We start from the raw sequence: 26,033 nt of genomic DNA, 5'->3' as shown, positions 1-26,033 counted from the left end.
CACCTTCTACGGCCGTCCTGCTCCCGGCACCTCGACCGGCACCGAGAGCACCTGGCCGGTTCCGGGCGCCACCATCTCGGTCTCGGTCATGCCCTGCCAGCGGGCCGCGGTGACGAACAGCGTGCGGCGGTCGGGTCCGCCGAGCACACAGGCGAAGGCTCCGCGGTCCAGCTCCACGGTCTCCAGGACGGTGCCGCCTTCCGCGACGCGCACGCACCGCCGGTTGGGCACGTCCGCGTACCAGACGGCGTTCTCCGCGTCGACGCAGATGCCGTCCGGGACGCCCTCGCCCAGATCGGCCCAGACGCGCCGGTGCGACAGGGTGCCGTCGGCGCCGATGTCGAAGGCGAGCAGCCGGCGGCGGTAGGAGTCGGCGACGATCAGGGTGGCGTCGTCGGCGGTCACCGCCATGCCGTTGGGGAAGGCGATGTCGTCGGCCACCTCGCGCACCGAGCCGTCGGGCGCGGCCAGGTGGACGGAGCCGGGTTTGACGTCCTCCCCCGCCATCGGGTCGAAGTGGGCGCGGTTGACGTAGGCGTTGCCGCGGCCGTCCGCCACGATGTCGTTCCAGCCGGGGATGCCGAGATCCGCGTACTCGACGAGGCTTCCGTCCAGCTCGCGGCGCAGCAGCCGCCCTTCCGCGGACGAGACGATCAGCAGTCGGCCGTCGGGCAGCCAGGCGGTGCACAGCGGCAGCGACGGCACCCGCGCGACGACCTCGCTGCGGCCTTCCAGGTCGACGGCGAGGACCTCGCCGGCGGTCCAGTCGGAGAGATACAGCAGCTCGTCGTGCCAGCGGGGTGACTCGACCAGGCCCCGTCCGGTGAGCAGCGTGGATACGTGGGTCATCGTTCTCACAGCCCTGCGCTCGGGCCGGCCCGGTGCCGGCCTTCACCCTCTACACGAACGAGGGCCCGCCGCATCGACAGCGAGCGGCGACCGGTACCTGGGAACTGCTTTCCCGGCTACCCGGCCTTGCGGCCGACCCCCGCATACACCCAGTACTCCGACGGCTTGTCCGGGATCCGGTCGTCGGCGTCCGGGCGCCACAGGGGGAGGTAGACCAGGCCTGGTTCCACGAGGTCGAAGCCGGTGAAGAGTTCGAGGATCTCGTCGTGGGAGCGGGTGATGACCGGCGAGGTGGCCCTGGACCGGTACAGCTGGCCCACCGCCGCGGCCTTGTCCGGGCGGTCCTGGTTCGTGCCGTGCGACATCGCCAGGTAGCTGCCCTCCGGCAGGACGTCCCTGAAGGCGGCCACAAGGCCGGCGGGGTCCTCCTCCGCTGTGATGAAGTGCAGGATCGCATTCATGAGGACGGCGACCGGCTGCTCGAAGTCGATCAGCTTGCGCACCTGCGGAGAGGCCAGTATGTCGGCCGGCCGCCGGATGTCGGCGTCGACGATGTCCACGTCCGGGTTGTCGGCCAGCAGCGACGTGCTGTGCGCCACGGCCACCGGGTCGTTGTCCACGTAGACCACCCGGGCTCCCGGGCTGACCGCCTGCGCCACCTCATGGACGTTGCCCTGGGTGGGGATGCCCGAGCCGAGGTCGAGGAACTGCCGTACCCCGGACTCGACCAGGAAGCGCACGGCCCGGCCGAGGAAGGCGCGGTTGGCCCGGGCCAGGGTGCGCGCCTGGGGCTCGATGGCCGTGATGGCCGCCACCGCTTCCCGATCGATGGCGAAGTGGTGCTCCCCGCCCAGCAAGGCGTCGTACACGCGGGCGACGCTCGCCCTGTCCGGATCGGTCCCCGGCGGGAAACCTTCACTCTCGGGCACTGCAACTCCCTTTTTGACCAGGGGCCTTGACGCAACATCATATAGTTGCCGACGACACACGGCGAGCCACCCTCATCGCCGCGTGCCCGGAGCCCCCCACCCGGAAAGGCACGACCCCTGCGGAACGAACCGCGCAGCCGCACCGACATTCCCCCCGCCGCACTGCCCTCGCCCCGCCGGTCGGCCTTCTCCCCCGCCGCCGACGCCATCGGTTCGGAACTGAACCTGGGGCTGACCGGCAGCCATGTCGTGCACGCGCTGACCCCCGGCTTCTGCGACGCGGCCTCGATCTATCTGCTGGAGCGCTGGCTGCGCGACGAGAACCTGTACGCCGTCGCGGACCCGCCCCAGATAGAGGCGCGCCGTCTGGCGCTGCGCATCGGCACGGACGCGGTGGAGGACTGGGAGGGGGTGCTCCCGGTCGGCGAGGTGATCGTCTTCCCGCGCGAGACACCGTATGCCCGTGCGCTCGCGGCCGGCCATGCGCAGTTGCTGGACGCGATCGACCCGCACACCTCACAACGGCTGGTCGCCTCCGCGGGCGGCGACGCGCGGATCGACGACCTGCTGCGCATGTCGTCCTTTCTCGTCGTCCCGCTGCAACTGCGAGGCGCCTCGGTCGGGTTCGTCGCCTGCTCGCGCGGCCCGGACCGGGCCCCCTTCCGGCCCGCGGACGTCGTGGCCGCGGACGCGCTGGCCGCACGCGCCGCCACAGCCCTGGACAACGCGCGCCGCTACGAGCGCGAGCGCCGCACCGCCCTGGCCATCCGGAACAGCCTGCTGCCGGGCACGGCGCAGGAGGTCGAGGGCTGCCGCATCGCGCACGGCTGTCTGCCCGCCGGGCAGGGCAACATCATCGGCGGTGACTGGTTCGACGTGCTGAAACGGCCGGGCGACCGGGTCAGTCTGGTCGTCGGGGACGCCATGGGACACGGCCCGGAGTCGGCCGTCGCGATGATCCAGCTGCGCACCGCCGTCCGCACCCTGGCCACCCTCGACATCCCGCCGGCCGATCTCATACGGCGCCTCGACGCACTCGCCTGCGACACCCCGGGGGCATCGTTCGCGACCTGCATGTACGCCGAGTGGGACCCGCGGCGGCGCACCTGCACCCTGGTGGGGGCCGGCCATCCACCGCCGCTGCTGCGCGGCCCCGACGGCCGGACCGCGCCGGTCGCGCTCACCGGCCCGGGCCTGCCCCTGGGACTGGGCGCGGGCAGCTACGAGGCGACCGTGCTGACCGTGGACGAACCCGCTTTGCTCGTGCTCTACAGCGACGGCCTGGTCGAGTCCCGGGACGCCGACATCGACCAGGAGATCATCCGCCTCGCGCGCGCCCTGGACACGGCGGCCGCCCAGTCCTCGGCCGCCGGCGAGCAGGAACCGCTGCAGTCCCTGTGCCGGCGGCTGCTGAGCACCCCTTCCACCGCGGCGGCTGCCGACGACCGCACCCTGCTGCTCGCCGAGCTGACCCCGCAGAAGGGCTGAACGCCCTTCCCCCGGCAGGCTCTCAGGCCGTCAGGTGCGCCCACACGGCGTTGCCGCCGGTGAGTCTGGACCGGTCGACTCCCCAGCTGTCCGCGACCTCCCCCACGATGAGCAGCCCGCGGCCGCTCTCGTCGTCGGGGCACGGCTCGCAGCGGGGCAGGCCGCGGTCGCTGCGGTCGTGGTCGTGGACCTCGAGGCGCAGGCACTGTTCGGTGATGAGCCCGATGCCGCACAGGATCCGGGCGCTGAGCGTGTGCCGTACGGCGTTGGTGGCCAGTTCCGACACCAGCAGGACGGCGTCCGCGCACAGGTCTGCCGGCAGGCGCCAGCCGCTCAGCCGCGCGCCGACGGAGCGGCGGGCGACCCTGATGCTGGAGCGGTGCGGCGGCAGTTCGAGCCAGTGGGTGCGCTCCGGGTCCGGGGCGTCTAAGAGCTGCGGAGAGGAAGTCGTGTGGGGGGACACGCAGTTGCCTTCCGTGGGGAGCGGGGCGCGCTGTGACCGTCGTAACGATTCACACAAGTAACTATGCTCTCAGGGAAGTTCAAGCTGCAACCAGCTGCCTGATAATTTCATGGAGCCGGTATCTGTCCGTCCGCATCGTCAAGTCGCTTTCAGCAATGGCACGGTGACGGCGACTCAGGAGGTAGGGCGTGGTGAACGAAGGCCGGTCGGGCGCGGGCAACAGCCCCAGCGCACCTACCGTTCTCCGCATGATCCTCGGCCGGCGGCTGCAGGAGCGGCGCCAGGATGCGGGTCTGACGCTGGACGAGGCGGCCAGGGCCCTGCGGGTGACCTCCTTGACCATCAGGCGCCTGGAGAAGGCGGAGGTCGGCCTCAAGCCCCTGTACGTGGACAAGCTGCTGGAGACGTACGGAGCCGACCGGCAGGAGATCGACGAGTTCGTCGCCCTTGCCGAGCGGGCCAACGAGCCCGGCTGGTGGCATCTGTACCGCGATGTGCTGCCGAGCTGGTTCAGCGGCTATGTGAGCCTGGAGTCCGGCGCGACGACGCTGCGTACCTACGAGCCGCACTATGTGACGGGGCTGCTGCAGACCCACGACTACACGCGCGAGGTGCTGCGCGGCGGCTTCCCGGGCGGGAGCGAGGAGGACCTGGAGCGGCGGGTGGATCTGCGGCTGCGCCGACAGAGTCTGCTGGAGAGACCCGATGCGCCCACGCTGTGGGTGGTGCTCGAAGAGACGGTGCTGCACCGGGTGGTGGGCGGCCCAGAGGTGATGCGGGAGCAGATCGACCGGCTCCTGGAGGTCTCGGAGCTGGAGCACGTCAGCGTCGACGTCGTGCCGTTCTCCGCGGGCGCCCACGTCGGCGCGTGCGCCCCCTTCACCTACTTCCGGTTCAAGGAGCCGGAGCTGCCCGACATCGTCTACAGCGAGATCCTCTCCGGCGCCATGTACCTGGACCAGCGCTCGGACGTGGCGGCCCATCTGGAGGCGCACAACCGCATGTCCCTGCTGACCTCGGACACGGACAGCAGGGCGCTCCTGAACCGCATGCGAAAGGAGTACTCATGACCAGCGCCGACGGCGGTGTCCGCGGCGTCTACAACGGCATGCCGGCCTCGGACCTCGGCGAACAGGGCTGGGAGTCTCCGTGGAGCGGCCCCAACGGGGGCCAGTGCGTACAGACGAAACAGCTCGCCGACGGCCGGGTGGCCCTGCGGCAGTCGACCGACCCCGCAGGACCCGCGCTGATCTACACCCCGGAGGAGATCACCGCGTTCGTCGCGGGAGTCAAACGAGGTCTCGCCGATCATCTGACGGCCCTGTACCCCCCACGCACCCCACCGAAAGGGACAGCATGACCAGCTCGCACGCCGCGCGGGACATCGACACCAGCAGGCCCCACTCCGCCCGGATGTACGACTACTACCTCGGCGGCAAGGACCACTTCGAGGTCGACAAGCAGGCCGCGGAGACCGTCGCCTCGGCCTACCCGGCGATCTTCGTGTGCGCCCGTGAGAACCGGGCGTTCATGCACCGCGCCACCCGCGTGCTCGCCCAGGAGCACGGCATCCGCCAGTGGCTGGACATCGGCACCGGCATCCCCACCGAGCCGAACCTGCACCAGGTGGCCCAGTCCGTGGTCCCCGAGGCCAGGGTGGTCTACGCGGACAACGACCCGCTCGTCCTCAAGTACGCCGAGCGCCTGATGCGCAGCACGGCCCAGGGCCGCACCACGTACATCGAGGCGGATGTCAACGACCCGGCGACGCTGCTGGACTCCCCCGCCCTGGCCGAGGTCCTGGACCTGAACCAGCCGGTGGCCCTGTCCCTCAACGCCCTGATGCACTTCGTGACGGACGCGCAGGACCCGTACGGCATCGTGGACCGTCTGCTGGCCGTCCTCCCCTCGGGCAGCGCGCTGGCCCTGAGCCACTGCACGCCCGACTTCGACCCGGCCACCTGGCAGAAGGTCACCGACATCTACACCACTGCGGGCACGCCGGTGCAGTTCCGCTCGAAGGACGACGTCGCCAAGTTCTTCGGCGGACTGGAGCTGCTCGATCCCGGCATCGCGGTCGGCCACCGCTGGCGCCCGGACGGCGAGCCCGACGCCACGGACGCCGAGGTCAGCCTCTGGACCGGGGTGGGCATCAAGCCGTAGCCGCGACGTTCGGCGGGGTGCCGGACGGTCCCGGGCCCAGTGGCTCCGGGACCGTCCGGCGGCTGGTGCGAGGATCAGGGCTGGACGGGCCGGCCGCGTCCCCAGGCCCAGGCGAGACGGTCCGCGCCGGACTGGTTGGTGGTTTCCAGCCAGGGGCGGGAGGCGTCGCCGACGAGCTTCTGTATCGAGTAGATGTCGTCGGTGCGCAGGCCCGGCCAGTACACCGAGCCCATCTTCAGCTCGCGGGCGGTGTCCGTCTCGGCCTGGATGAAGTTGACGTAGTTGTCGTCGGGCGCCGGCTTGTCGTAGTTCAGGCCCGTGGTCATCGGGGCGCCGAACTCGTCGATGACCGTACGGCTCGCGCAGTCGCCGATGCGCTCCTTGAGGTCGGCCTTCCACTGGTCGTAGGTGGCGTACGACTTCCAGAAACCGTAGTGGTGCAGCGACAGGTAGGTGCCCTTCAGCCGCGGGTCGGCGCAGACCGAGGTGACGTGGTCGTTGTAGCCGGCTCCGCTGACGAAGACCCGGCCCCGCGGGACCGACCCGTACGTCGCGAGCCACTTGGCGGCGATGTCGGCCCACTGCGTGTCGGTGTAGCCGTGCGGCTCGTTCATCGGCTCGAAGTAGACCTTCGAGTTGCCCTTGTAGGCCTTGACGACGGTGTTCCACATCGGCCAGTAGGTGGCCTCGTCGTCGATGAAGCCGTCCTTCTGCGCCCCCGTGCCCTCCCAGTACGACAGGATCACCTTGAAGCCCTTGGCCGTCGCCGCGTCGATCACACCGCGGTACGACTTCCAGTAGGAGCCGTTGACGGTGTACGGGTTGATGGGCAGGCGGACGGTGTTGGCGCCGAGGTTGGCGCGGAAGGCGGAGATCACCCGGCTCGCCTTGGTGTAGGTCTGGGCGTAGGTGTCGGAGAGCGACAGACCGGACAGGACGACGGGGTCGTCGGCGTAGTTGTCGCGCGGGTCGGCCCAGTTGACGCCCTTGAACTGGGTGGTGTCCGTCTTCGGCGCGGCGGAGGCGGGGCTGCCGGTGAGGGTCGCGCCGCTGACCGCGGCGATCGCTACCGCCGCACCGGCGGCACGGAGCCGGGGAGCGAGGCGGTTGGTGGGGGTCTTGCGCATCGACGTGGCCTTTCAGGAGGTGGCGGCTCGGCGCCCCGCATGTTTACGTAAACATGCGCTGGTCGTCGCAACGGATGTTTACGTGAACTCGGCGGCGCCGGAATCGTGGCATCCGCCCCAGCGACCGTCAAGGCTCCTCACGCGTAACATCCGGTGCGTCGCGCAACAGGTCGGGCACCCGAGGGAGGCACCAGTGGTCGAACGGGGCAGCACCGGCGTCCCGGGCGGACGCCGCAAGCAGCGGGTCTCCATGGCCGATGTCGCCAAGCGGGCGGGCGTGTCCTCCCAGACGGTCTCGCGGGTCTCCAACGGCTACCCCGGGGTGATCAGTTCGACCCGGGAGCAGGTGCTCTCGGCCATGCGCGACCTGGGCTACCGGCCCAACAGCGCGGCGCGCGCCCTGCGCTACGGCCAGTTCAACACCATCGGCGTGATCCTCTTCAGCCTGTCCTCGACGGGCAACAGCCGCACCGTGGAGGCGATCGCCACCCATGCCGCGGCCGAGGGGTACGCGATCACCCTGATCCCCATCGACGTCCCGACCCAGGACAACGTCCTGGGGGCGTTCACACGCATGGGAGAGCTGGCCGTCGACGCCGTGATCGTCATCATGGAGATCCATCTGCTGGACACCGGCACGGTGCAGCTGCCGCCCGGCGTGCACGTCGTCGTGGTGGACTCCGACGCCGGCGACCGCTACAGCGTGGTCGACACCGACCAGGCCGACGGCACCCGCAAGGCCGTCAGCCACCTGCTCGACCTGGGCCACCGCACCGTCTGGCACGTGACCGGACCGGAGACGTCCTTCGCCGGTCAGCGCCGCACCCAGGCCTGGCGCACGGTCCTCAAGGAGGCGGGACGCCCGGTGCCGCCGCCCCTGCACGGCGACTGGTCGGCCGAGTCCGGCTACGCGGCCGGCCTCGCGCTCGCCGAACAGCCCGACTGCACCGCCGTGTTCGCCTCCAACGACCAGATGGCGTTGGGGCTGCTGCGTGCCTTCCACGAGCGCGGTGTGCGGGTGCCCGCGGACATCAGCGTCGTCGGCTTCGACGACATCCCCGACGCCGCCTTCTTCGTGCCGCCCCTGACCACGGTCCACCAGGACTTCGCGGAGGTCGGCCGCCGCTGCGTCCAGGACGCCCTCCAGCAGATCCGCACCCGCGGCGACTCCAAGCCCGGCACCGATCTCGTCCCGACCAGCCTGGTGGTCAGAGACAGCACCGCACCCCCACCGGACCGGCATCGATGACTGTGCCGTTGCGCACAACACCGGCGAGCCCTGGCCCGCCGGAGCAGCCGGGCAACTGCCCGCGTGCTAGAAGCCTGGGCATGGAGATCGAACCGGTCACCGCCTCCACCCCGCGGCCCGTGCGCCGGCCGACGCTGGTGCAGGGCTGGCACGAACTGACCTTCCTGCACTGGCCGGTGGAACCGGAGCGGGTGGCTCCCCTGCTGCCTTCCGGCACCCGGCCCGACACCCTCGACGGGGTCACCTACGTCGGCCTCGTGCCGTTCCTGATGCGCGGCGTGGGACTCGGTCCGGGGCCCGGTCTGCCGTATCTCGGAACGTTCTGCGAGACGAACGTACGGCTGTACTCGGTGGACGAGCGGGGCCGCCGCGGTGTCGTGTTCCGTTCCCTGGACGCGACCCGGCTGCTGCCCGTGCTGGTGGGGCGGCTGGGCGTACGGCTGCCCTATGTGTGGTCGGCCATGCGGCTGCACCGCGCGAACGACAGGATCACCTACACCTGCCGCCGCGGACGGTCCGCAGCCCGCGGCCCCAGCAGCCGGGTCGTGGTGCGACCCGGCGCGCCCATAGCGCAGCCCACACCCCTGGAGCTGTTCCTCACCGCCCGCTGGGGCATGCACGTCCCGTGGCACGGCCGCACGGTGCACCTGCCCAACGAGCATGCGCCCTGGCCGCTGCACCGGGCCGAACTTCTCGACCTGGACGACGAGTTGATCATGGCGGCCGGTCTGCCCCGGATGACGGAGGCGCCGGTCAGCGTGCTCTACTCGCCGGGCGTCTCGGTCCGGTTCGGGACACCGTCCGCCGCCCGCTGAAACACATGTGAGATCTTGGGGCGTTGTGCCGGTTGACGGGCGGAGCGCCAGTGGTGGGATGAGAGCATGGGCTGTCGCTTCGGCCTGATCCTGAGTGAGTGATCATGACTGCAGCTGAGCTTGTGTCGGCTTACCTGGCGGCGCTGGAGCGGGCGGACGCCGAGGCGGTGCTGGCGTTGTTCGCGCCTGGAGCGATGGTGCACTCTCCGCTGTACGGCCCTCGACCGGCCACGGAGTTCTATCCCGAGCTCTTCGCCGATACCAGCCGGGCGGGCCTGACTCTGCTGGGGGTGGCGGAGGGCCGGACCCAGCAGGGGGCCGCACTGATCTCGTTCTGGTTCCACTTCGACTGGCGCCTGCCGTCCGGAGCTGCCGCGCCGTTTGACGTGGTGGACCTGGCCGAGCTCGCCGAGGACGGCCGTATTGCCACGCTGCGCATCGTGTACGACACCGTGGACGTGCGTCCGGCGTTCGAACGCGAGACCGGCAGTTCGTGGCGGCCCAGCCCAGATCAGAGCTGACGGGCTGCTGTCCACCCCGGCACCACGTGCGTCTCCCTCTCGGCGCTGTTCGGCCCCGCTCCGGACGGGCGTGCCACCAGCGGTACGCGTGGACGCCGACGGCCGTTCACCCGACACCCGGACAGAGCGATCAGGAATCGAGAAGCGCAGTCCCCCGGCCACGCCTAGCGTGACGGGGGTGATCCGACGCCTCGTTCCCTCCACCTTCCGGCCGGTCCTGGCCCACCGGCTGTTCCGGCGGCTGTTCCTCGGCTTCGCGGTCTCCTGCCTCGGCGACGGCATGAGCTTCGTCGCGGTGGCGTGGCTCGCCATCGAGCTCGCGCCGCAGTCCGGTGCGGGGCTGTGGGTCGGCGGCGCGGTCGCCGCGTACACCCTGCCGGGCGTGCTCGGCGCGCTCCTGCTCGGCCGCCGGCTGCGCCGGGTGCCGGCCAGGCGGCTGCTGATCGCCGACAGTGTGGTGCGCGGGGTGTTCCTCGGCGCTGTGCCGCTCGCCTGGTTCGCCGGGCTGCTCACGCCGTCGCTGTACGTCGTGCTGCTCGCGGTCTCCTCGCTGCTGCACGCCTGGGGCAGTGCGGGCAAGTACACGCTGCTCGCCGAGCTGCTGCCGGACGAGCAGCGGCTGGCCGCGAACACCCTCGTCGGCTCGCTCGACTTCGCCGCCACGATCGCCGGCCCGGCCCTCGCCGGAGTTCTGGTCACGTACGCGAGCTCCGCGCTCGTACTGGGCCTGGACGCGCTCACCTACGTCTTCCTCGCCGTGTTCGTCGTGCGCACCCGGCTGCCGGAGTCGGGGCAGGTCTCCCCTGTCGACGGGCCGGCCGCCCGCGGCGGGCTCGCGCTGCTGCGGTCGCGTCCCGAGCTGCTCGGGCTGCTGGCCCTCACCTGGTTCTTCAACTTCCTCTACGGCCCGGTCGAGGTCGCCCTGCCGCTGCATGTGACCGAGGACCTGCACGCACCCGGCACCCTGCTCGGCCTGTACTGGATGCTGTTCGGCCTCGGGGCCGTGCTCGGCTCGCTGGCGGTCGGGGCACTGCGGCGGCTGCCGCTGTGGCCCGTGACGGTCGGCATCGTGACGGCCTGGGGGCTCGTCCTGGTGCCGTTCGGGACCGATGCGCCGACGGCCGTCACCGTCGCGTGCTTCATGCTCGGCGGCGCGATCTACGGCCCGTTCGTGGCACTGTCGGTGACGCTGATGCAGGCCAAGTCGCCCCCGCAGCACCTGGCGGCGATGCTCGCGGCCCGCAGCGCGGTACTCCTCACCGCGTCGCCGCTCGGCACGGCGCTCGGCGGACCGCTCACCACGGCGCTGAGCCCGGGCGCGACGCTCGGCGGCTCGGGCCTCGCGACCGTGGCACTCGGCGCCGTCGCCTGCGTCCTGCTCCAGGCCCGCCGGGGCGACCGGTCAGGAATCGAGAAGCGCCCACTCCTCGGCCGCGGCTAACGTGACCGCAGAACGACGACTCCCGCGCCCGCCCGGCCCGACCCATGGAGAGACGATGACCACGGCGAAGAGGACGAACGCGCAGGTGCCCGCGCTGCACGCGGCAGACAGCCACGACATGATCCGCGTGCACGGCGCGCGCGAGAACAACCTCAAGGACGTCAGCATCGAGATCCCGAAGCGCCGGCTGACGGTCTTCACGGGTGTCTCCGGCTCGGGCAAGAGCTCGCTGGTCTTCGACACGATCGCCGCCGAGTCGCAGCGCCTGATCAACGAGACCTACAGCGCCTTCGTACAGGGCTTCATGCCCAGCCTGTCGCGGCCCGAGGTCGACGTACTGGACGGGCTGACCACCGCGATCTCCGTCGACCAGCAGCGGATGGGCGCCGACCCGCGTTCCACGGTCGGCACCGCCACCGACGCCAACGCGATGCTGCGGATCCTGTTCAGCCGGCTCGGCAAGCCCTACGTCGGGCCGCCCGGGGCGTTCGCCTTCAACGTGCCCTCGGTCTCCGCGGCCGGTGCCATCTCGGTGGGCGGCGGCGCCAAGCAGAAGGTCACCTTCAACAAGGTGGGCGGCATGTGCCCGCGCTGCGAGGGCCGCGGCTCGGTCTCCGACCTGGACCTGACCCAGCTCTACGACGACAGCAAGTCGATCAACGAGGGTGCGTTCACCATCCCCGGCTACACCGGCGGCGGCTGGAACTCCCGGCTGTACGCGGAGTCCGGCTTCTTCGACCCGGACAAGCCGATCAGCAGCTTCACCAAGAAGGAGCTGCACGACCTGCTGCACCGGGAGCCGACCCGGATGAAGATCGCGGGCATCAACATGACCTACGAGGGTCTGATCCCGCGCCTGCAGAAGTCGATGCTGTCCAAGGACAAGGAGGCCATGCAGCCGCACATCCGGGCCTTCGTGGAGCGTGCGGTCACCTTCACCGTGTGTCCCGAGTGCGAGGGCACCCGGCTCGCCGAGCACGCCCGCTCCTCGAAGATCGAGAAGATCTCGATCGCGGACGCCTGCGCGATGGAGATCAGGGATCTGGCCGACTGGGTGCGCTCCCTCGCCGAGCCGTCGGTGGCGCCGCTGCTCAGCTCGCTGCAGCAGACCCTCGACTCGTTCGTCGAGATCGGTCTCGGCTACCTCTCGCTGAACCGGCCCGCGGGCACGCTCTCCGGTGGTGAGGCGCAGCGCGTGAAGATGATCCGCCACCTCGGCTCCTCTCTCACCGACGTCACCTACGTCTTCGACGAGCCGACCGCGGGCCTGCATCCGCACGACATCCAGCGGATGAACGGTCTGCTGCTGCGGCTGCGGGACAAGGGCAACACGGTGCTCGTCGTGGAGCACAAGCCGGAGGTCATCGCGATCGCGGACCACGTGGTCGACCTCGGTCCCGGCGCCGGCACGGCGGGCGGCACCGTCTGCTACGAGGGCCCGCTCGACGGGCTGCGCGGCAGCGACACCGTCACCGGGCGCCATCTCGACGACCGCGCGAAGCTCAAGGACGGGGTGCGCGAGTCCACCGGCACCCTGGAGATCCGGGGCGCCACGGCGAACAACCTGCGCGACGTCGACGTGGACATCCCGCTCGGTGTGCTCGCCGTCATCACCGGTGTCGCGGGGTCCGGCAAGAGCTCGCTCGTGCACGGGTCGATCCCCGAGGAGCTCGGGGTCGTCTCGGTCGACCAGAGCCCGATCCGGGGTTCGCGGCGCAGCAACCCGGCGACGTACACCGGTCTTCTCGAACCGATCCGCAAGGCGTTCGCCAAGGCCAACGGCGTCAAGCCCGCGCTGTTCAGCGCCAACTCCGAGGGTGCCTGCCCGACGTGCAACGGGGCGGGCGTCATCTACACCGACCTGGGCATGATGGCCGGGGTCGCCAGCACCTGCGAGGACTGCGAGGGCAAGCGGTTCGACGCCTCGGTGCTGGAGTACCGGCTCGGCGGCCGGGACATCTCCGAGGTGCTCGCGATGCCGGTCTCCGAGGCCCTGGAGTTCTTCGCCGGGGGCGAGGCCCGCACTCCGGCCGCGCACAAGGTCCTGGAGCGTCTCGCGGATGTCGGGCTCGGCTATCTCACCCTGGGGCAGCCGCTCACCACGCTCTCCGGCGGTGAGCGCCAGCGCCTGAAGCTGGCCACGCACATGGGCGAGAAGGGCGGCGTCTACGTCCTCGACGAGCCGACCACCGGCCTCCATCTCGCCGACGTCGAGCAACTCCTCGGTCTGCTGGACCGGTTGGTGGACTCGGGCAAGTCCGTGATCGTCATCGAGCACCACCAGGCGGTCATGGCGCACGCCGACTGGATCATCGACCTCGGCCCCGGCGCCGGCCACGACGGCGGCCGCGTCGTCTTCGAGGGCACCCCGGCCGACCTGGTGGCGGCCCGCTCCACTCTCACCGGCGAGCACCTCGCGGAGTACGTCGGCGCCTGACCGGTGCGCCACACCTCCGGTCGGCCTTGACCCTGTCCAAGGGGCGGGGCCGACCATGGCGGTATGGATGACGACGCACTGCTGGCGGAGCAGTTGGCCTCCTACCGGGCGGGCGCGGCCGAGTACGACCGGCCTTACGCCGAGCACGCAGAACTGCAGGCGCTGCTCACCGCCGTCGACGATCTCCCGATAGTCGGGGATGTGCTGGAGCCGGCCTGCGGAACAGGCCAGTGGACCCGGCTGCTCGCCGCGCGGGCGCAGTCGGTGACCGCCGTCGATGCGGCGGCCGAGGTGCTGGCGCTCGCTCGTGCGCGCACTGGGGCCGCCACCGTCGAGTTCGTCCAGGCCGACCTGTTCGCGTGGCAGCCGCCGCGGCGCTACGACATCGTGTTCTTCGCCTTCTGGCTCTCGCATGTCCCGCCCGCGCGCCTGCCCCGCTTCTGGGACACCGTCGCCGACTCGCTCGGCCCGGGCGGCAGAGTGATCTTCATCGACGACGGGCCTGCCGGGGCCGCGGCGGAGGACGTCGTCGCCGATCACCCGGTCCCGGCGGCGGTGCGACGGCTCGACGACGGCAGCGAGTACCGCATCGTGAAGGTCTTCCACGACGCCCGGACGCTCACGAGCGACCTCACCGCGCTGGGCTGGTCGGTCCGCGTCCGACCGGTGGCCGGGCACTTCATCGGCATCGCAGAACCCGCGAACTGATACCCGTACATCGGATCAATCTCTGATGCGTCGAGGTCGTTGACGCCTACTGTGCACCAGTCCTACGCTTCGCCGGGATATAGATCCGATGAATCGAACCGTCAGGAACTGTCCGTCGCATCGTGGAGGCACCCCGCAATGACCTCTAGACGAACCGTGCTCGGCTCAGCCCTCGGCGCCACGACGGCCGCCGCCTTACCCGGCGCCGCCGCTGCGGCCACCGCTCCCCCGGAGGCCTCCGCGCCCGGCGCGCGCTGGCGGCTTCGCAACCGGATGGACTCCGACGACGCGTGGGCCGGCTTCCTGCGGGGGCAGGATCTGGTGTGGCACCGGCTGCCCACAGTCTGGTACGAGGGCCCGTTCCTCGGCGACGGGCGCCTGGGCAGCATGGTGTACCGGGAACCGGACGCCAACAGCATCCGTTTCACCGTGCAGCACGGCGAAGTGCAGGACCACCGCCCCGAGTTCGGCAGCGGCTGGGGTACCGCCCGGCTGCCCGTGGGGCACCTCACCCTCGATCCGGCCGGCACCATCACCTCCGTCGACTGGCGACTGAGCCTGTGGAACGCCGAGCTCACCGGCACGGTCACCACCGACAAGGGCACCCTGACGCTCTCCGCACTCATCCACGACGGGATCCTCGCCGCACGCGTGACGGCCGCCGGCGAGGAGCAGGTCCGCTGGACCTTCCACCCCGAGGAGGCCATCAGCCCCCGCAAGGTCCAGGAGGCGCCCCCGGCGGGATACGTCGCCAACCCGCCCTGGACCACACGGACCACCGGCGACGTCGAACAGGTCCTTCAGCCGCTCGCCGGCGGCGGCCAGACCGCGACGGCCCACCGCCGCTCGGGCGACACCCTCCTGCTCAGCGTGGCCCACAGCCACCCCTCCGACACCCGCGCCGGTGAGGTCTCGCTCAGGAAGATCCAGCGCGCCGGTTCCTACGGCGAGCTCCGCTCGCAGCACACCCGTTGGTGGCACGCCTTCTACCGCAAGAGCTTCGTCTCGATCCCCGACCAGCGGCTGCAGAGCTTCCACTGGATCCAGCTGTACAAGGTCGCGTCGGCGAGCCGCGCGGGCGGCCCCGTGATGGCCACCTCCGGGCCGTGGCTGGAACCGACGCCCTGGCCCGCCGTGTGGTGGAACCTCAACGTCCAGCTCGAGTACTGGCTCATCCACGGCTCCAACCACCTCGAACTCGACTCCCTCGTCAGCACGTTGAGGCAGAGCCAGGAGCAGCTGACCGCCAATGTGCCCTCCGCCTATCGCCCGGACAGCGCCGGCGTCGGCCGCAGCTCCGACATGTTCGCGAACCGCAGCGTCGGCACGCCCGGCACCGGCGCCGAAGTGGGCGACCTGACCTGGGCGCTGCACAACGCGTGGCTGAGCTACCGGCACACCATGGACGAGGCCCTGCTGCGCGACACGATCCACCCGCTGCTGCGCCGCACCGTCAACTACTACTGGCACTTCCTCCAGCCCGGCGACGACGGCAGGCTCCACCTGCCCTCGACACTCTCGCCGGAGTACCCGGTGGTCCCGCCACGGGACACCAACTACGACCTGGCGCTGATCCGTTGGGGCTGCGCCACGCTTCTGGACGCCACCGCACGGCTCGGGATCGACGACCCGCTGAAGGAGCGCTGGCAGGAGATACTGGCCAGACTGACCCCGTATCCGGTCGACGAGAACGGCTTCATGATCGGCGCGGAGACCCCGTACGCCCAGTCCCACCGCCACTACTCGCACCTGCTGATGGTGTATCCGCTCTACCTCGTGAACTGGGACCAGCCCGACCAGCGGGAGCTGATCGAGAAGACGGTGGTGCGCTGGCACGCGCTGACCGGTGCGCACCGCGGTTACAGCTACACGGGCGCCGCGTCGATGTACGCGATGATGGGCCGCGGCGACACGGCGCTGACGTATCTGAAGAAGTTCTTCGACCCCACCACGCGCTACCCGTGCCGGGCCAACACCCACTACACCGAGGCCGGTCCGGTCATCGAGACACCGCTGTCGGCCTCGCAGTCCCTGCACGACATGCTCTGCCAGAGCTGGGGCGGCGTCGTCCGGGTCTTCCCCGCCGTCCCGTCCTCCTGGCCGGACGTGACCCTGCACGACTTCCGCACCCAGGGCGCCTTCCTGGTCAGCGCGGTCCGCACCAAGGGGGTCACCCGCTTCGTGCGCGTGCGCAGCCTGGCGGGCGAGCCGCTGGAACTGCGCCACGGGCTGCCTGAGGGCCGGCTGACCGCCGTCCTCGACGACGGCAGCCCGGCGCACACCCGCACCGCCTCCGACGGCACCCTCGCCGTCGACCTCCCCAAGGGCCGCGAGGTCCTGCTGTACACGGGGGAACGGCCCGATCTCGTCATCGCTCCCGTGGCCGTGAGCGAGCCCGGTGCGGCGTGGGGCCTTCCGTAGCGCCGTCCATGCCCGGCGCAGGACAATGACCGCATGGGTGAGCTGGTGGACGAGGCCGTGCGGGCGGTGCCTGCGCGGCCGCTGCGCGGGCTGGTCGGCTGGTACTCCGGCTACCGTCAGCGCGGCATCCCGCACGGCCGGCACCGGGGGCTGCCCTCCCCGTGGCTGACCCTGATCATCACCCTGGACGAGCCGCTCAGCATGGCCGCCCATCCCGATCCGGGCGCCGCCCCCGGCGACTACCCCACCCTGCTGGGCGGCCTGCACCTGACGCCCGCGCTGATCGACATCCCCGGGCGGCAGTCCGGCATCCAGATCGCCATCAGCCCGCTCGGCGCCCGCGTCCTGCTGGGGCTGCCCGCGGGAGAGCTGGCCGGGACCGACGTGCACGCCGACGAGGTGCTGGGCGCGGGCGTGCGCGAGGTCCACGACAGGGTGCGGGAGGCTCCGGACTGGGCCGCCCGGTTCGCCGTCGTCGACGACTGGCTGCTGCACCGCATGTCCCGGCACGACGGCACGGGGACGCTCACCTCCCCGGTGGCGGAGGCCTGGCAGCGGCTGCTGTCCGCCGGAGGTGGCCTGCGCATCGACCAGCTGGCCGCCGACACCGGCTTCAGCGAGCGGCACCTGCGCAACCGCTTCCGCGCCGACATCGGGCTCACCCCCAAGGCGGCCGCCCGGGTCATCCGCTTCGACCTGGCCCGACGCCGCCTGGCGGCCCTCCCCCACTCTCGGCTCCGCTCGAGCGGGGGGACCCCCATGGGCGTGCCCGATCTCGCGGGGCTGGCCGCCGACTGCGGCTATGCGGACCAGTCCCATCTCGACCGCGAGTTCGCCGCCCTGGCGGGCTGCACACCGAGCGCCTGGCTGGCTCAGGAGTTCCGAAACATCCAATCCGGGCACCATCCGCCCGCGTGACCCTGGTGAGAGCGGCCGGGCACTCCCGGCAGGCTCCCGGTTCCCGCGAAACGGAGGCGCGTCACCATGACGACCAGTACGCCCGACAACGCCAAGCAGCCGCCCGCCCCGCAGGTCTGGCCCACCCTGCGCGCCCACGACGCCCGCGCGCTGATCCGCTTCCTCGTGGAGGCCTTCGGCTTCGAGGAGACCGTGGTCCACGCAGAGGGCGACCTGGTCCAGCACGCCCAGCTCAGCTGGCCCGAGGGCGGCGGCGTCATGCTGGGCTCCGTGCGCGAGGAAAAGGAGCCCGGCAGCGGTCCGACGCCGCCCGGTGCCTTCAGTGCCTACGTCGTCACCGCCGATCCGGACGCCGTGCACGCCCGTGCCAAGGCCGCCGGCGCCGAGATCACCACGGATCTGCACGTCACCGACTACGGCTCCCGCGACTTCGCCGCCTGCGACCCCGAGGGCAACCGGTGGTACTTCGGAACATATAGGGGTGAACCACGCTGATCATCATGAGGTGAGCATTCTCACCCGGACCGGTCGCAGGCGGGCCGACCTGGGATTTGTCGCCCTCCGGCCCCTGCCCCGGCATCCACATCACTGCCACCGTTCACCGCGGGCGCGCACACTGGGGCATGCGCTGCTGCCTGTCCGCTCCCCTCGCCGCTCTCTCGGCCGTGCCCGACCCCTGTCAGATCCTGCGTTCCGGCGCCCTTCTCACCCCTGCCCTGCTGCGGGCCGCCGCCGATGCCCTGCGCGGCCCCGCGGGCAGGAACAGGCACAGCCACCGCGACGGCCTGGCCGCCGTCCATCTGGAACTGGTCACCCTGACCGAGGACCGGGCGGTCATCACCTGGTACACCGGCGTCCCCGGCACCGACGACGGCTTCGGGCACATGCTCCCCGCGGTCACCGAGGGCGAGGTCGTCTACGGCACCCATCCCGGGCGCCTCACCCGCGTCGCGGCGGAGGACGGCCCGGGGGCGCACCACTACGTGGAGCTCACGGACCTGGAGCCCGGGCAGACGTACTACTACCAGGCCCGCTCACGGGGCGTGGCCGCGACGCCGACGCCGCTGCATCTCGTACGCGGCAACGCCGTCGGCACCAACCGCCACGGGCTGGGCTCGGCCGGAGGCCCGTACTCCTTCACCACGCCGCAGCCGCCGCCGGGGCGGCACCTGCTGTCGATCGCGCTCTGCAACGACCTGCACCTGGGCGAGACCACCGCCGGCCTGGTCACCGGCATGCCCCTGATGCGCGGGATCACGCAGGAACACGGCCGCGCGCCGTATCCCGAGATCATGAGCCGGGCCGTGGTCGAGGAAGCCCGCCGGCGCGGGGCGGACGTGCTGCTGGCGGCCGGGGACATCTCCGCCGGCGGGGCGGCCGAGGACCTGGCCGAGGCCAAGCAGATCCTGGACGGTTTCGGCGCCCACGGTGAGGACTACTTCGTCGTACGCGGCAACCACGACCGGCCCGGGCACGGCAACTGCCGCTCATGTGACGGCGGTTGCGGGGACTCCTTCCGGGACGGCTTCCTCGACGGCGACGGGCCCGCGTACTTCGCGCGCGACCTCGGCGGACTGCGGATCGTCGGACTCGACACCTACGAGAAGGACGGCAACGGCGCCGACTCGGGTGGCCTCGGCGCGGAACAACTGGCATGGTTCCGGGCCCGGTTGAAGGAGAACGGGGACCAGCCCACGGTGGTGTTCGGACATCATCCGCTGGCCGTGCGGGACTCCGTCTTCCCGGTGACCGGCGGGCAGCGCCTCGGCCGCCGTCAGGCCCGCTCCATCCTCGACGCCTATGCGAGCGCACCGGGCGTCTTCCTCCATCACGCGGGCCACACCCACCGCAACAAGCGCACGGTGCTGCCGCAGGCTCCGCACGTCACGATGCAGGAGGTCAGCGCGGTCAAGGACTATCCCGGCGGGTTCTGTCTGCTGCGGATCCACTCGGGCGGGTACGCCGTGAACCACTACAAGGCGAGCAGCGCCGCGGCCCGTGAATGGACCGAGCGCAGCCGCCGGGTGGCCGCGGGGCTGTGGCCGCACCACGCCCTCGGCCGCTCGGTCACCGACCGCAACAGCATGGCCGCACGCGACCTGTCCGGCATCACCCGCCCGGCACCGGCGATCCCCTCCCAGCGCCGGCCCGAGGCGCTCTCCGTACGTCCACAGCAGTGACGGCTGACGCCGACCGGATCAGGCACGGGCGGCGGCCCACCGCACGTCGACGGCCGTGAGCGCCAAGGCCAGCGGCCCCGGCGCCAGGAACGCCAGCGGCACCAGCACCCACGCGCACACGGCAGCCGTCGCCACCGCCAGGAGCACCAGGCCGCTGCCGCCCATGTCCCGTACCGCGTCCCTGGCGGCCTCGCGCACGGCGGCCGACCAGTCGTCGAGGGACTCGGGGCGGGCGCAGGCCCTGAGGGCGGCCACGGTGGCGCAGGCGCCGATCGCGGCGGCGGTCACCGCGAACAGCGGCGCCCCCGGCAGTCCCGCCCCCGCCAGCGCCAGGTCCGCGGCGAACAGCAGCGCACCCGCCAGGGCGGCGGCACCTGCGACCAGGTCGCCCACCCGTAGGCGCCGCAGCAGCAGGGCGAAGTAGCGGCCGGCGGTGACCGGTTGGTCCTCCCGCGCGCCACGCAGGACCGCGCAGGCCGTCGACAGCGCGGCCGGGGCGGTCAGCAGCGGCAGACAGGCCGCGGCCGTGGCGAGGCCGACGCTCAGCATGTCGGCGAAGAGGGTCATGCGCGGTCCGAAGACCTCGCCCGGCTCCCGCGTGCGCGTGTCGCTCATCCCGCTCACCCCTTCAGTCCGGAGCTGGCCATGCCCTCCACCAGGAACCGCTGGAAGGCGAGGAAGAAGAGCACGATCGGCAGCAGCGCGATCACCGACATCGCGAACATCGGGCCGAACGCCGACTGACTGGAGGCGTCCACGAACGAGCGCAGCGCGAGGGTGAGCGTGAACTTGTCCGGGTCGAAGAGGTAGATCAGCTGGGTGAAGAAGTCGTTCCACGTCCAGATGAACGTGAAGATCGCCGTGGTGATCAACGCCGGTCGGGTGAGCGGCAGGATGACCTGGAAGAAGCTGCGGAACGGTCCGCAGCCGTCGATGCGCGCCGCCTCCTCCAGCTCCCTCGGCAGTCCGCGCATGAACTGCACGATCAGGAAGACGAAGAACGCCTCGGTGGCGAGGAACTTCGGCAGGATCAGCGGCCAGTAGGTGTTCACCATGCCGAGCTTGTTGAAGATGATGTACTGCGGGATCAGCACCGCATGGTGCGGCAGCATGATCGTCGCGATCATGAAGGCGAACATCGGGCCGCGGAAGCGGAAACGCAGCCGGGCGAAGGCATAGGCCGCAAGGGAGCAGCTGATGACGTTGCCGACGACCGCCCCGCCCGCGATCAGCAGCGAGTTGCCGAGCAGCCTCCAGATCGACACGTCGTTCACGCCGTCCAGGGCGGTCTTGTAGTTCGACCACTCCAGATGGCTGGGCAGGAGGTTGAGGCTCGCGATCACTTCGTCGGCCGGTTTCAGCGAGGTGGCGAGCAGCCAGGCCAGCGGATAGAGCATGACCAGCAGTGCGGCGAGACAGCCGAGGTGCACGGCGACGCGGCCCCAGCGAACGGGCCTTCGGACTACGGCGGTTGTGGTCATCGCTCCCCCTCGGAGGCGTAGAAGACCCAGGAGCGCGAGGTGCGGAACAGCACCGCGGTGACGGCGCCGATGACGAGCAGCAGCACCCAGGCCATGGCGGAGGCGTAGCCCATGTGGGAGGCGACGAAGCCGCGGTCGTAAAGGTAGAGGGTGTAGACGAGGGTCGAGTCCGCGGGACCGCCCTTGCCGCCACTGACCGCGAAGGCGGGGGTGAACACCTGGAACGCCTGGATGGTCTGCAGCACCAGGTTGAAGAAGAGCACCGGGGACAGCATCGGCACGGTGACGGACCGGAACTGCCGCCACCTGCCCGCCCCGTCCACGGCCGCCGCCTCGTACAGCTCGGCCGGTATCTGCTGCAGCCCGGCCAGGAAGATGACCATCGGCGCACCGAACTGCCACACCGTCAGCAGCGCTACGGCGACCAGCGCCCAGCCGGGTTTGTCGACCCAGCCGCCAGTGCCGAAGAGGTGGTCCACGGTGCCGCCGTCGTTGAAGACCGCGCGCCAGACGAGGGCGACGGACATGGACGCGCCGAGGAGGGAGGGGGCGTAGAAGGCGGAGCGGTAGAAGCCCTTGCCACGTTTCATGGTCTTCAGGGCGAGCGCGACCACGAGGGCGAGCGCCAGTTGCAGGGGTACCGCGATCACGACGTACGTCAGGGTCGTCACGACGGAACGCCAGTACCGCGGGTCCTCGGTGAACATCTGCGTGTAGTTGCGCAGGCCCACCCAGTGCGGCGGGTTGAACAGGTCGTAGTCGGTGAAGGAGAGATACAGCGACACGGCCATCGGCAGCACCGTCAGGACACTCGCGCCGAGCACCCACGGGGACAGGAACACCCAGGCGGCGCCCTCGCGTTCGCGTGCGGGGCGACGCCCGGCAGGGGGCGCGGGCCGGGGCGGGCGTGCGGTGGGTGCGGGAATGTCGGTGGTGGTCATGACCTCAGCTCCGCCTTCGCCTCGGTGACATAGTTCTCGGCCGCCCGGCGCGGCGACATGCGCTCGTACGACACCTGGTCGTAGTCGCGCTGGAAGGTGGTCTGCAGGGCGTTGTCACCGGAGGGCGGAGCCTGCGGCGGGTCCTTGAGGGAGCCCTCCAGGGAGGACTGGAAGCCGGCGACCGTCTTGTCGAAGTCCTTGAGCTGTGAGGCCGTCTGCTCGCGGATGGTCTCGTTGATGGGGATGCCGCGGGTCGCGCCGAGGATCTTCGCCGCCTGCGGGTCGTTGAGGAGGAACTCGACGAGTGCGGCGGCCTCCTCGCGGTGCCCGGTGTGGGCTCCTATGCCGAGGAACATGGAGGGCTTGAAGTACTGGCCGGGCGTGCCGTCCTCCCCCGAGGGCATCGGTGCGAGCGCGACGCCGCCCTTGACGAGCGCGAGGTAACCGCTCGACGGGGCGTCCCAGTTGAAGTCGGCGGTGGCCTTGCCGCGGCCGAGCGGGGTGTTCTCGACGGAGCCGTCGAGCTGCGTGGTCTGCTCGGCCGGGGAGACGGCGCCCTCCCGGCGGAGCCGGTCGGTGAAGGTCCACCAGCGGGCGAGGTCGCCGGCCGTGAAGCCGAGGCCGCCGGCCTTGGTGTACAGGGCCTTGCCCTGGCCGCGCAGCCACACCTCGAAGGCGTCCTCGCTCTGGCCCGGGTCGGTGGAGCCGGGCCCGCCGGTCCTCTTGGCCAACTGCCTCATGGCGTCGGCCCATTGGTTCCAGGTCCAGCCCTTGCGCGGGAGGGGCACCCCGGACGCCTTCCAGGCCTTCACGTCGTAGACGACGGTCTCGGTGCCGCGGCCCTGCGGGATGGCGTACTGGGCGCCGTTCACCCGGCCGGTGGCCAGCAGACCCGGGTCGATCTCCGCCGTTCGCAGGACGTCGCTGACCTTGCCGAGGTCGAGCAGGACATGGCCGGTGGCGTACTGGTCGATCTGGCGGTAGTCGAGCTGCATCACATCGGGTGCGTCGCCACCGGTGGCCTGGATGGCCAGCTTCTGCTTGTAGGCGTCGTAGCCGGAGAACGACGTCTGGACCCGCACGTTCGGATGCTGCTTCTCGAACAGGGCGACGGCCTGCTCGGTGCGTGCCGCGCGGTCGGGGTTGCCCCACCACGTGTAGCGCAGCACGACCTTGCCACCGCCGGTCGACTCCCCCGATCCCCCGCAGCCGGCCAGCACCGCACTGAGCACGAGTGCGGCGGCCGCCGCGCAGAACCCCTTTGTCCTGTGTCCGGGCATGCCGAGGTCACCTCTTTCCTCGCAGCTGCTTGCTCTCAGGGCCGGACGGTCACCACGCCAGACCCTCCAGGTGGCCGGCGACGCGGTCGCGGTCCCAGGCGCCGTCGGCGACGACAAGCCGATAGCGGTAGGCGAAGGACTCGCCGGGCGGCAGCTCGAACTCCTCGAAGAACGCCCAGGAGAACGCGACCGTGGGGATCGGTTCCGAGCGCACGAACCAGTGCGAGTCGTGGATCGCGGACTGCGCGTCGAGGTTCTCGGGGGCATGGGCGAACACGAGCGTGGAGTGCGCGTCGACGTCGTCGTGCTCGGTGGTGAAGGCCAGCCAGGGGCCCTGGGTGCCCATCAGCTTGCTCGCGTCCGTGCCCGCTCCCCCGTCGACGTCGGGGCCGAAGGCGGTGCCGCCGGTGAAGTCGCGGGGGCCGCGCCACTGCAGTCCGGTGTAGCCGGCCATCTCGCGGCCCTCGGTGGTGGGCGAGCCGAAGGCCAGGGGCTCCTCGCGGAGGTTGGTGAGGTGGATCGACCAGTCCAGGGCCCAGGCGCCGGCCTCCTGGTCGACGGAGTGGACGGTGAGCCCGCGCTCCTCGCGCGCCCACTCGGCGCCGCCGTTCTCCACCCAGGTGAGGGCCTCGGTGAAGGCGAGCCGGCCGTCCTCGACCGTGAACGCGGGGAAGCCGTCGTGGCGCATCGAGCCGATGCGGTCGGGCAGCGGCAGATAACCGCGGCCGTGGACATAGCAGTTGCCGCCCCAGAAGTTCTGCCCCGAGAGGTGACTTGCCGTCATCTGCAGGCCCTTGTGCCAGCGGTGGTCGCTGGGGCGGTAGCCGGTCACGGTGCGTCCGGCGAGGGTGCGCACCGGGTGCGCGTAGGGCTTGCGCGCCTCGAAGGCATCGGGGTCGGGACGGTAGACGTAGCGGAGGATCTCGGTGCCGTCCGGCGCCGCGACCGCGATGTGGTCGCCGTACGCGTGACTGACGCGAATGCTCATGCGCACTCCTCGGGGCGCAGTGTGGGGGTGGTCGCCATGCCTGGCCTGGTTGCAGAAAGCGCTTGCGCCCGAAGGTGACCTTAGGTGCGAGGGAATGTCAGGACAACCCCCCGTGCAGCGATGGGCGTTCGCGCCGGCCACCACCCCCGCGATGATCGACTCATCCGGTCTCCCTCACACGCGGAATTGGTATGGACCTCCCGTCGATCCCCCGCTAGGCTCTGCCGCGCATGAAGTGAGAGCGCTCTCAACGTTCTGCTGTTCCACCCCCACCCTGCTGGAACAACGAAGGGACCACTCCCTTGAGACGCACAACAGCCATGCGCACCGCGCTGTCCGCACTCCTGCTGCTCGGCAGCTGGGCCACCGCGAGTGCCGTGCCGGCCTCCGCCGCCGACTCCCGCTCACGCTCCACGGAACCCCCGGCCTCCGCCTCCCTCCTCTCTGCCATGCAGCACGACATGGGACTGACGAGAAGTCAGGCCGAAGCGCGTCTGGCCGCCGAGAAGAAGGCGACGGCAGTGGAACGGAGGGCGAAGCGTGCCGCCGGGTCGTCGTACGGCGGCTCCTGGTTCGACGCCGCAAGCGGCAAGCTGACCGTCGCCGTCACCCGCGGCGCGAACACCGAGGCCGTGCGCGCGACCGGCGCGAGCGTACGTCTGGTGCGGCACAGCGCTCGGCAGCTGGACGCGGCGAAGGCACGCATCGACGCCCTCTCCGCGCCCGCAGGCATCAGCAGTTGGCACGTCGACGCCAAGACCAACAAGGTCGTCGTGAACGTCGTCGCCGCACACCGTCGTGACAACGATGTCCGGACCTTCCTGGCCCGGGCCCGCCAGGCCGGCCCGGTCACCGTGCGGCAGACCGCCGACGCGCCGCAGACCTTCGCCGCCGGCACCGTGGGCGGCGACCCGTACTACACCGGCAACGTCCGCTGCTCCATAGGTTTCTCGGTGTACGGCGGCTTCGTCACCGCCGGGCACTGCGACCAGCACACGGGCGCGGTGTACGGCTGGGACGGCTCCTATGTCGGCAACTTCCAGGGCTCCTCGTTCCCGGACAACGACTACGCCTGGGTCAACGTGGGCAGCGGCTGGTGGACCGTGCCGGTGGTGCTCGGCTGGGGCACGGTCTCCGACCAGCTCGTGCGCGGTTCCGCCGAAGCCCCCGTCGGTGCGTCCATCTGCCGCTCCGGCTCCACCTCGCACTGGCACTGCGGCACCGTCCTGGCCAAGAACGAGACGGTCAACTACAGCCAGGGCGCCGTCCATGAGCTGACGAAGACGAGCGTGTGCGCCGAGCCCGGCGACTCCGGCGGCTCCTTCATCAGCGGCGACCAGGCACAGGGCGTCACCTCCGGCGGCTGGGGCAACTGCAGCTCCGGAGGCGAGACCTGGTACCAGCCGGTCAACGAGATCCTCAACCGGTACGGACTGACGCTCCAGACCGCCTGAGACTGCGCCACCGCGGCCGAGCGGGCTTCGCCGGACCAGTCGGCGGAGTCCGCCCAGGCCTTGGGCAAGTCAGCGCCGCCGTGACCGAGCGGCCGCGCCGCAGAGCAACCGGCAGAGCCCGCCGCCCAGCACGTGGGCAGGTACAACGGCCTCTCGGAACGCGGCCACATGACTGTGCGC

The 26,033-nt window shown here is 71.0% G+C and carries 24 protein-coding genes; 15 read left to right on the top strand and 9 right to left on the bottom strand.

Going from position 1 to position 26,033, the window contains the following annotated elements; translation table 11 throughout:
• Nucleotides 1-6 precede the first annotated feature (6 nt).
• On the bottom strand, nt 7-849 hold the full coding sequence (locus ACWC1K_RS14780; protein ID WP_450831402.1) for an SMP-30/gluconolactonase/LRE family protein: 843 nt from the start codon (nt 847-849) through the stop codon (nt 7-9).
• 116 nt (nt 850-965) lie between these two features.
• Nucleotides 966-1,778, bottom strand: a complete 813-nt coding sequence (locus ACWC1K_RS14775) for an SAM-dependent methyltransferase (protein WP_450831400.1) — start codon at nt 1,776-1,778, stop codon at nt 966-968.
• A gap of 45 nt (nt 1,779-1,823) precedes the next feature.
• Between ACWC1K_RS14775 and ACWC1K_RS14770 the strand changes: the two genes are divergently transcribed.
• A complete protein-coding gene (locus ACWC1K_RS14770; protein WP_450831398.1) occupies nt 1,824-3,266 on the top strand; it encodes a PP2C family protein-serine/threonine phosphatase in 1,443 nt (480 codons plus the stop codon).
• 22 nt (nt 3,267-3,288) lie between these two features.
• On the opposite strand, the gene ACWC1K_RS14765 is transcribed toward ACWC1K_RS14770, so the two are convergent.
• The gene (locus ACWC1K_RS14765; protein WP_450831397.1) at nt 3,289-3,729 is read right to left on the bottom strand and encodes an ATP-binding protein; all 441 of its coding nucleotides are present in this window, start codon (nt 3,727-3,729) and stop codon (nt 3,289-3,291) included.
• Between the two features lie 191 nt (nt 3,730-3,920).
• On the opposite strand from ACWC1K_RS14765, the gene ACWC1K_RS14760 reads away from it, so the two are divergent.
• From ACWC1K_RS14760 to ACWC1K_RS14750, 3 genes are read left to right on the top strand one after another with little or no spacing between them, the layout of a single operon-like run.
• Complete coding sequence (locus tag ACWC1K_RS14760) at nt 3,921-4,799, top strand: helix-turn-helix domain-containing protein (protein WP_450831491.1); 879 nt, start codon at nt 3,921-3,923, stop codon at nt 4,797-4,799.
• Entirely contained in the window at nt 4,796-5,089 is a 294-nt protein-coding gene (locus ACWC1K_RS14755; RefSeq protein ID WP_450831395.1) for a DUF397 domain-containing protein, read from the top strand. Before ACWC1K_RS14760 ends, ACWC1K_RS14755 begins: the two co-directional genes overlap by 4 nt.
• On the top strand, nt 5,086-5,892 hold the full coding sequence (locus ACWC1K_RS14750) for an SAM-dependent methyltransferase (protein ID WP_450831394.1): 807 nt from the start codon (nt 5,086-5,088) through the stop codon (nt 5,890-5,892). The genes ACWC1K_RS14755 and ACWC1K_RS14750 overlap by 4 nt, the downstream gene beginning before the upstream one ends.
• A gap of 74 nt (nt 5,893-5,966) precedes the next feature.
• Here the strand turns inward: ACWC1K_RS14750 and ACWC1K_RS14745 are convergent, their stop codons facing one another.
• On the bottom strand, nt 5,967-7,019 hold the full coding sequence (locus ACWC1K_RS14745) for a glycoside hydrolase family 5 protein (protein WP_450831392.1): 1,053 nt from the start codon (nt 7,017-7,019) through the stop codon (nt 5,967-5,969).
• A gap of 193 nt (nt 7,020-7,212) precedes the next feature.
• Between ACWC1K_RS14745 and ACWC1K_RS14740 the strand changes: the two genes are divergently transcribed.
• The 10 genes from ACWC1K_RS14740 to ACWC1K_RS14695 all read left to right on the top strand — a co-directional run bounded on the left by ACWC1K_RS14740 (nt 7,213) and on the right by ACWC1K_RS14695 (nt 19,709).
• Nucleotides 7,213-8,268: a LacI family DNA-binding transcriptional regulator gene (locus ACWC1K_RS14740; RefSeq protein WP_450831391.1), complete on the top strand. Its 1,056-nt coding sequence runs from the start codon at nt 7,213-7,215 to the stop codon at nt 8,266-8,268.
• Between the two features lie 80 nt (nt 8,269-8,348).
• Nucleotides 8,349-9,083 (top strand): YqjF family protein, encoded by a 735-nt coding sequence (locus ACWC1K_RS14735; protein WP_450831389.1) that lies wholly within the window; start codon nt 8,349-8,351, stop codon nt 9,081-9,083.
• Nucleotides 9,084-9,187: 104 nt separating this feature from the next.
• Entirely contained in the window at nt 9,188-9,604 is a 417-nt protein-coding gene (locus ACWC1K_RS14730; RefSeq protein WP_450831387.1) for a nuclear transport factor 2 family protein, read from the top strand.
• Nucleotides 9,605-9,782: 178 nt separating this feature from the next.
• Entirely contained in the window at nt 9,783-11,045 is a 1,263-nt protein-coding gene (locus ACWC1K_RS14725) for an MFS transporter (RefSeq protein ID WP_450831385.1), read from the top strand.
• A gap of 55 nt (nt 11,046-11,100) precedes the next feature.
• Nucleotides 11,101-13,482 (top strand): ATP-binding cassette domain-containing protein, encoded by a 2,382-nt coding sequence (locus ACWC1K_RS14720; RefSeq protein ID WP_450831383.1) that lies wholly within the window; start codon nt 11,101-11,103, stop codon nt 13,480-13,482.
• Nucleotides 13,483-13,545: 63 nt separating this feature from the next.
• Entirely contained in the window at nt 13,546-14,190 is a 645-nt protein-coding gene (locus ACWC1K_RS14715; RefSeq protein ID WP_450831381.1) for a class I SAM-dependent methyltransferase, read from the top strand.
• 138 nt (nt 14,191-14,328) lie between these two features.
• On the top strand, nt 14,329-16,611 hold the full coding sequence (locus ACWC1K_RS14710) for a glycosyl hydrolase family 95 catalytic domain-containing protein (RefSeq protein WP_450831379.1): 2,283 nt from the start codon (nt 14,329-14,331) through the stop codon (nt 16,609-16,611).
• Nucleotides 16,612-16,644: 33 nt separating this feature from the next.
• Nucleotides 16,645-17,529, top strand: a complete 885-nt coding sequence (locus ACWC1K_RS14705) for a helix-turn-helix domain-containing protein (RefSeq protein ID WP_450831377.1) — start codon at nt 16,645-16,647, stop codon at nt 17,527-17,529.
• Between the two features lie 66 nt (nt 17,530-17,595).
• Complete coding sequence (locus ACWC1K_RS14700) at nt 17,596-18,024, top strand: VOC family protein (protein ID WP_450831375.1); 429 nt, start codon at nt 17,596-17,598, stop codon at nt 18,022-18,024.
• 128 nt (nt 18,025-18,152) lie between these two features.
• Entirely contained in the window at nt 18,153-19,709 is a 1,557-nt protein-coding gene (locus ACWC1K_RS14695; RefSeq protein ID WP_450831374.1) for a metallophosphoesterase, read from the top strand.
• An 18-nt stretch (nt 19,710-19,727) separates the two neighbouring features.
• Here the strand turns inward: ACWC1K_RS14695 and ACWC1K_RS14690 are convergent, their stop codons facing one another.
• The 5 genes from ACWC1K_RS14690 to ACWC1K_RS14670 are packed head-to-tail and all read right to left on the bottom strand — an operon-like array spanning nt 19,728 to nt 24,399.
• Nucleotides 19,728-20,324, bottom strand: coding sequence for a hypothetical protein (locus ACWC1K_RS14690; protein ID WP_450831372.1), 597 nt, complete (start codon nt 20,322-20,324; stop codon nt 19,728-19,730).
• A gap of 5 nt (nt 20,325-20,329) precedes the next feature.
• Nucleotides 20,330-21,190 carry a carbohydrate ABC transporter permease gene (locus ACWC1K_RS14685; protein ID WP_450831370.1) on the bottom strand — a complete coding sequence of 287 codons (861 nt, stop codon included), beginning with the start codon at nt 21,188-21,190 and terminating at the stop codon, nt 20,330-20,332.
• On the bottom strand, nt 21,187-22,131 hold the full coding sequence (locus tag ACWC1K_RS14680) for a carbohydrate ABC transporter permease (RefSeq protein WP_450831369.1): 945 nt from the start codon (nt 22,129-22,131) through the stop codon (nt 21,187-21,189). The genes ACWC1K_RS14685 and ACWC1K_RS14680 overlap by 4 nt, the downstream gene beginning before the upstream one ends.
• A complete protein-coding gene (locus ACWC1K_RS14675) occupies nt 22,128-23,411 on the bottom strand; it encodes an ABC transporter substrate-binding protein (RefSeq protein ID WP_450831367.1) in 1,284 nt (427 codons plus the stop codon). Before ACWC1K_RS14675 ends, ACWC1K_RS14680 begins: the two co-directional genes overlap by 4 nt.
• Nucleotides 23,412-23,460: 49 nt before the next feature.
• Nucleotides 23,461-24,399 carry a DUF6807 domain-containing protein gene (locus ACWC1K_RS14670; protein ID WP_450831365.1) on the bottom strand — a complete coding sequence of 313 codons (939 nt, stop codon included), beginning with the start codon at nt 24,397-24,399 and terminating at the stop codon, nt 23,461-23,463.
• A gap of 320 nt (nt 24,400-24,719) precedes the next feature.
• On the opposite strand from ACWC1K_RS14670, the gene ACWC1K_RS14665 reads away from it, so the two are divergent.
• Complete coding sequence (locus ACWC1K_RS14665) at nt 24,720-25,853, top strand: S1 family peptidase (RefSeq protein ID WP_450831490.1); 1,134 nt, start codon at nt 24,720-24,722, stop codon at nt 25,851-25,853.
• Nucleotides 25,854-26,033 lie beyond the last annotated feature (180 nt).

This window comes from Streptomyces sp. NPDC001492 (assembly GCF_053597275.1).
Note: the sequence above shows the minus strand (reverse complement) of the source record. Positions and strands in the feature narration are given on the sequence as shown.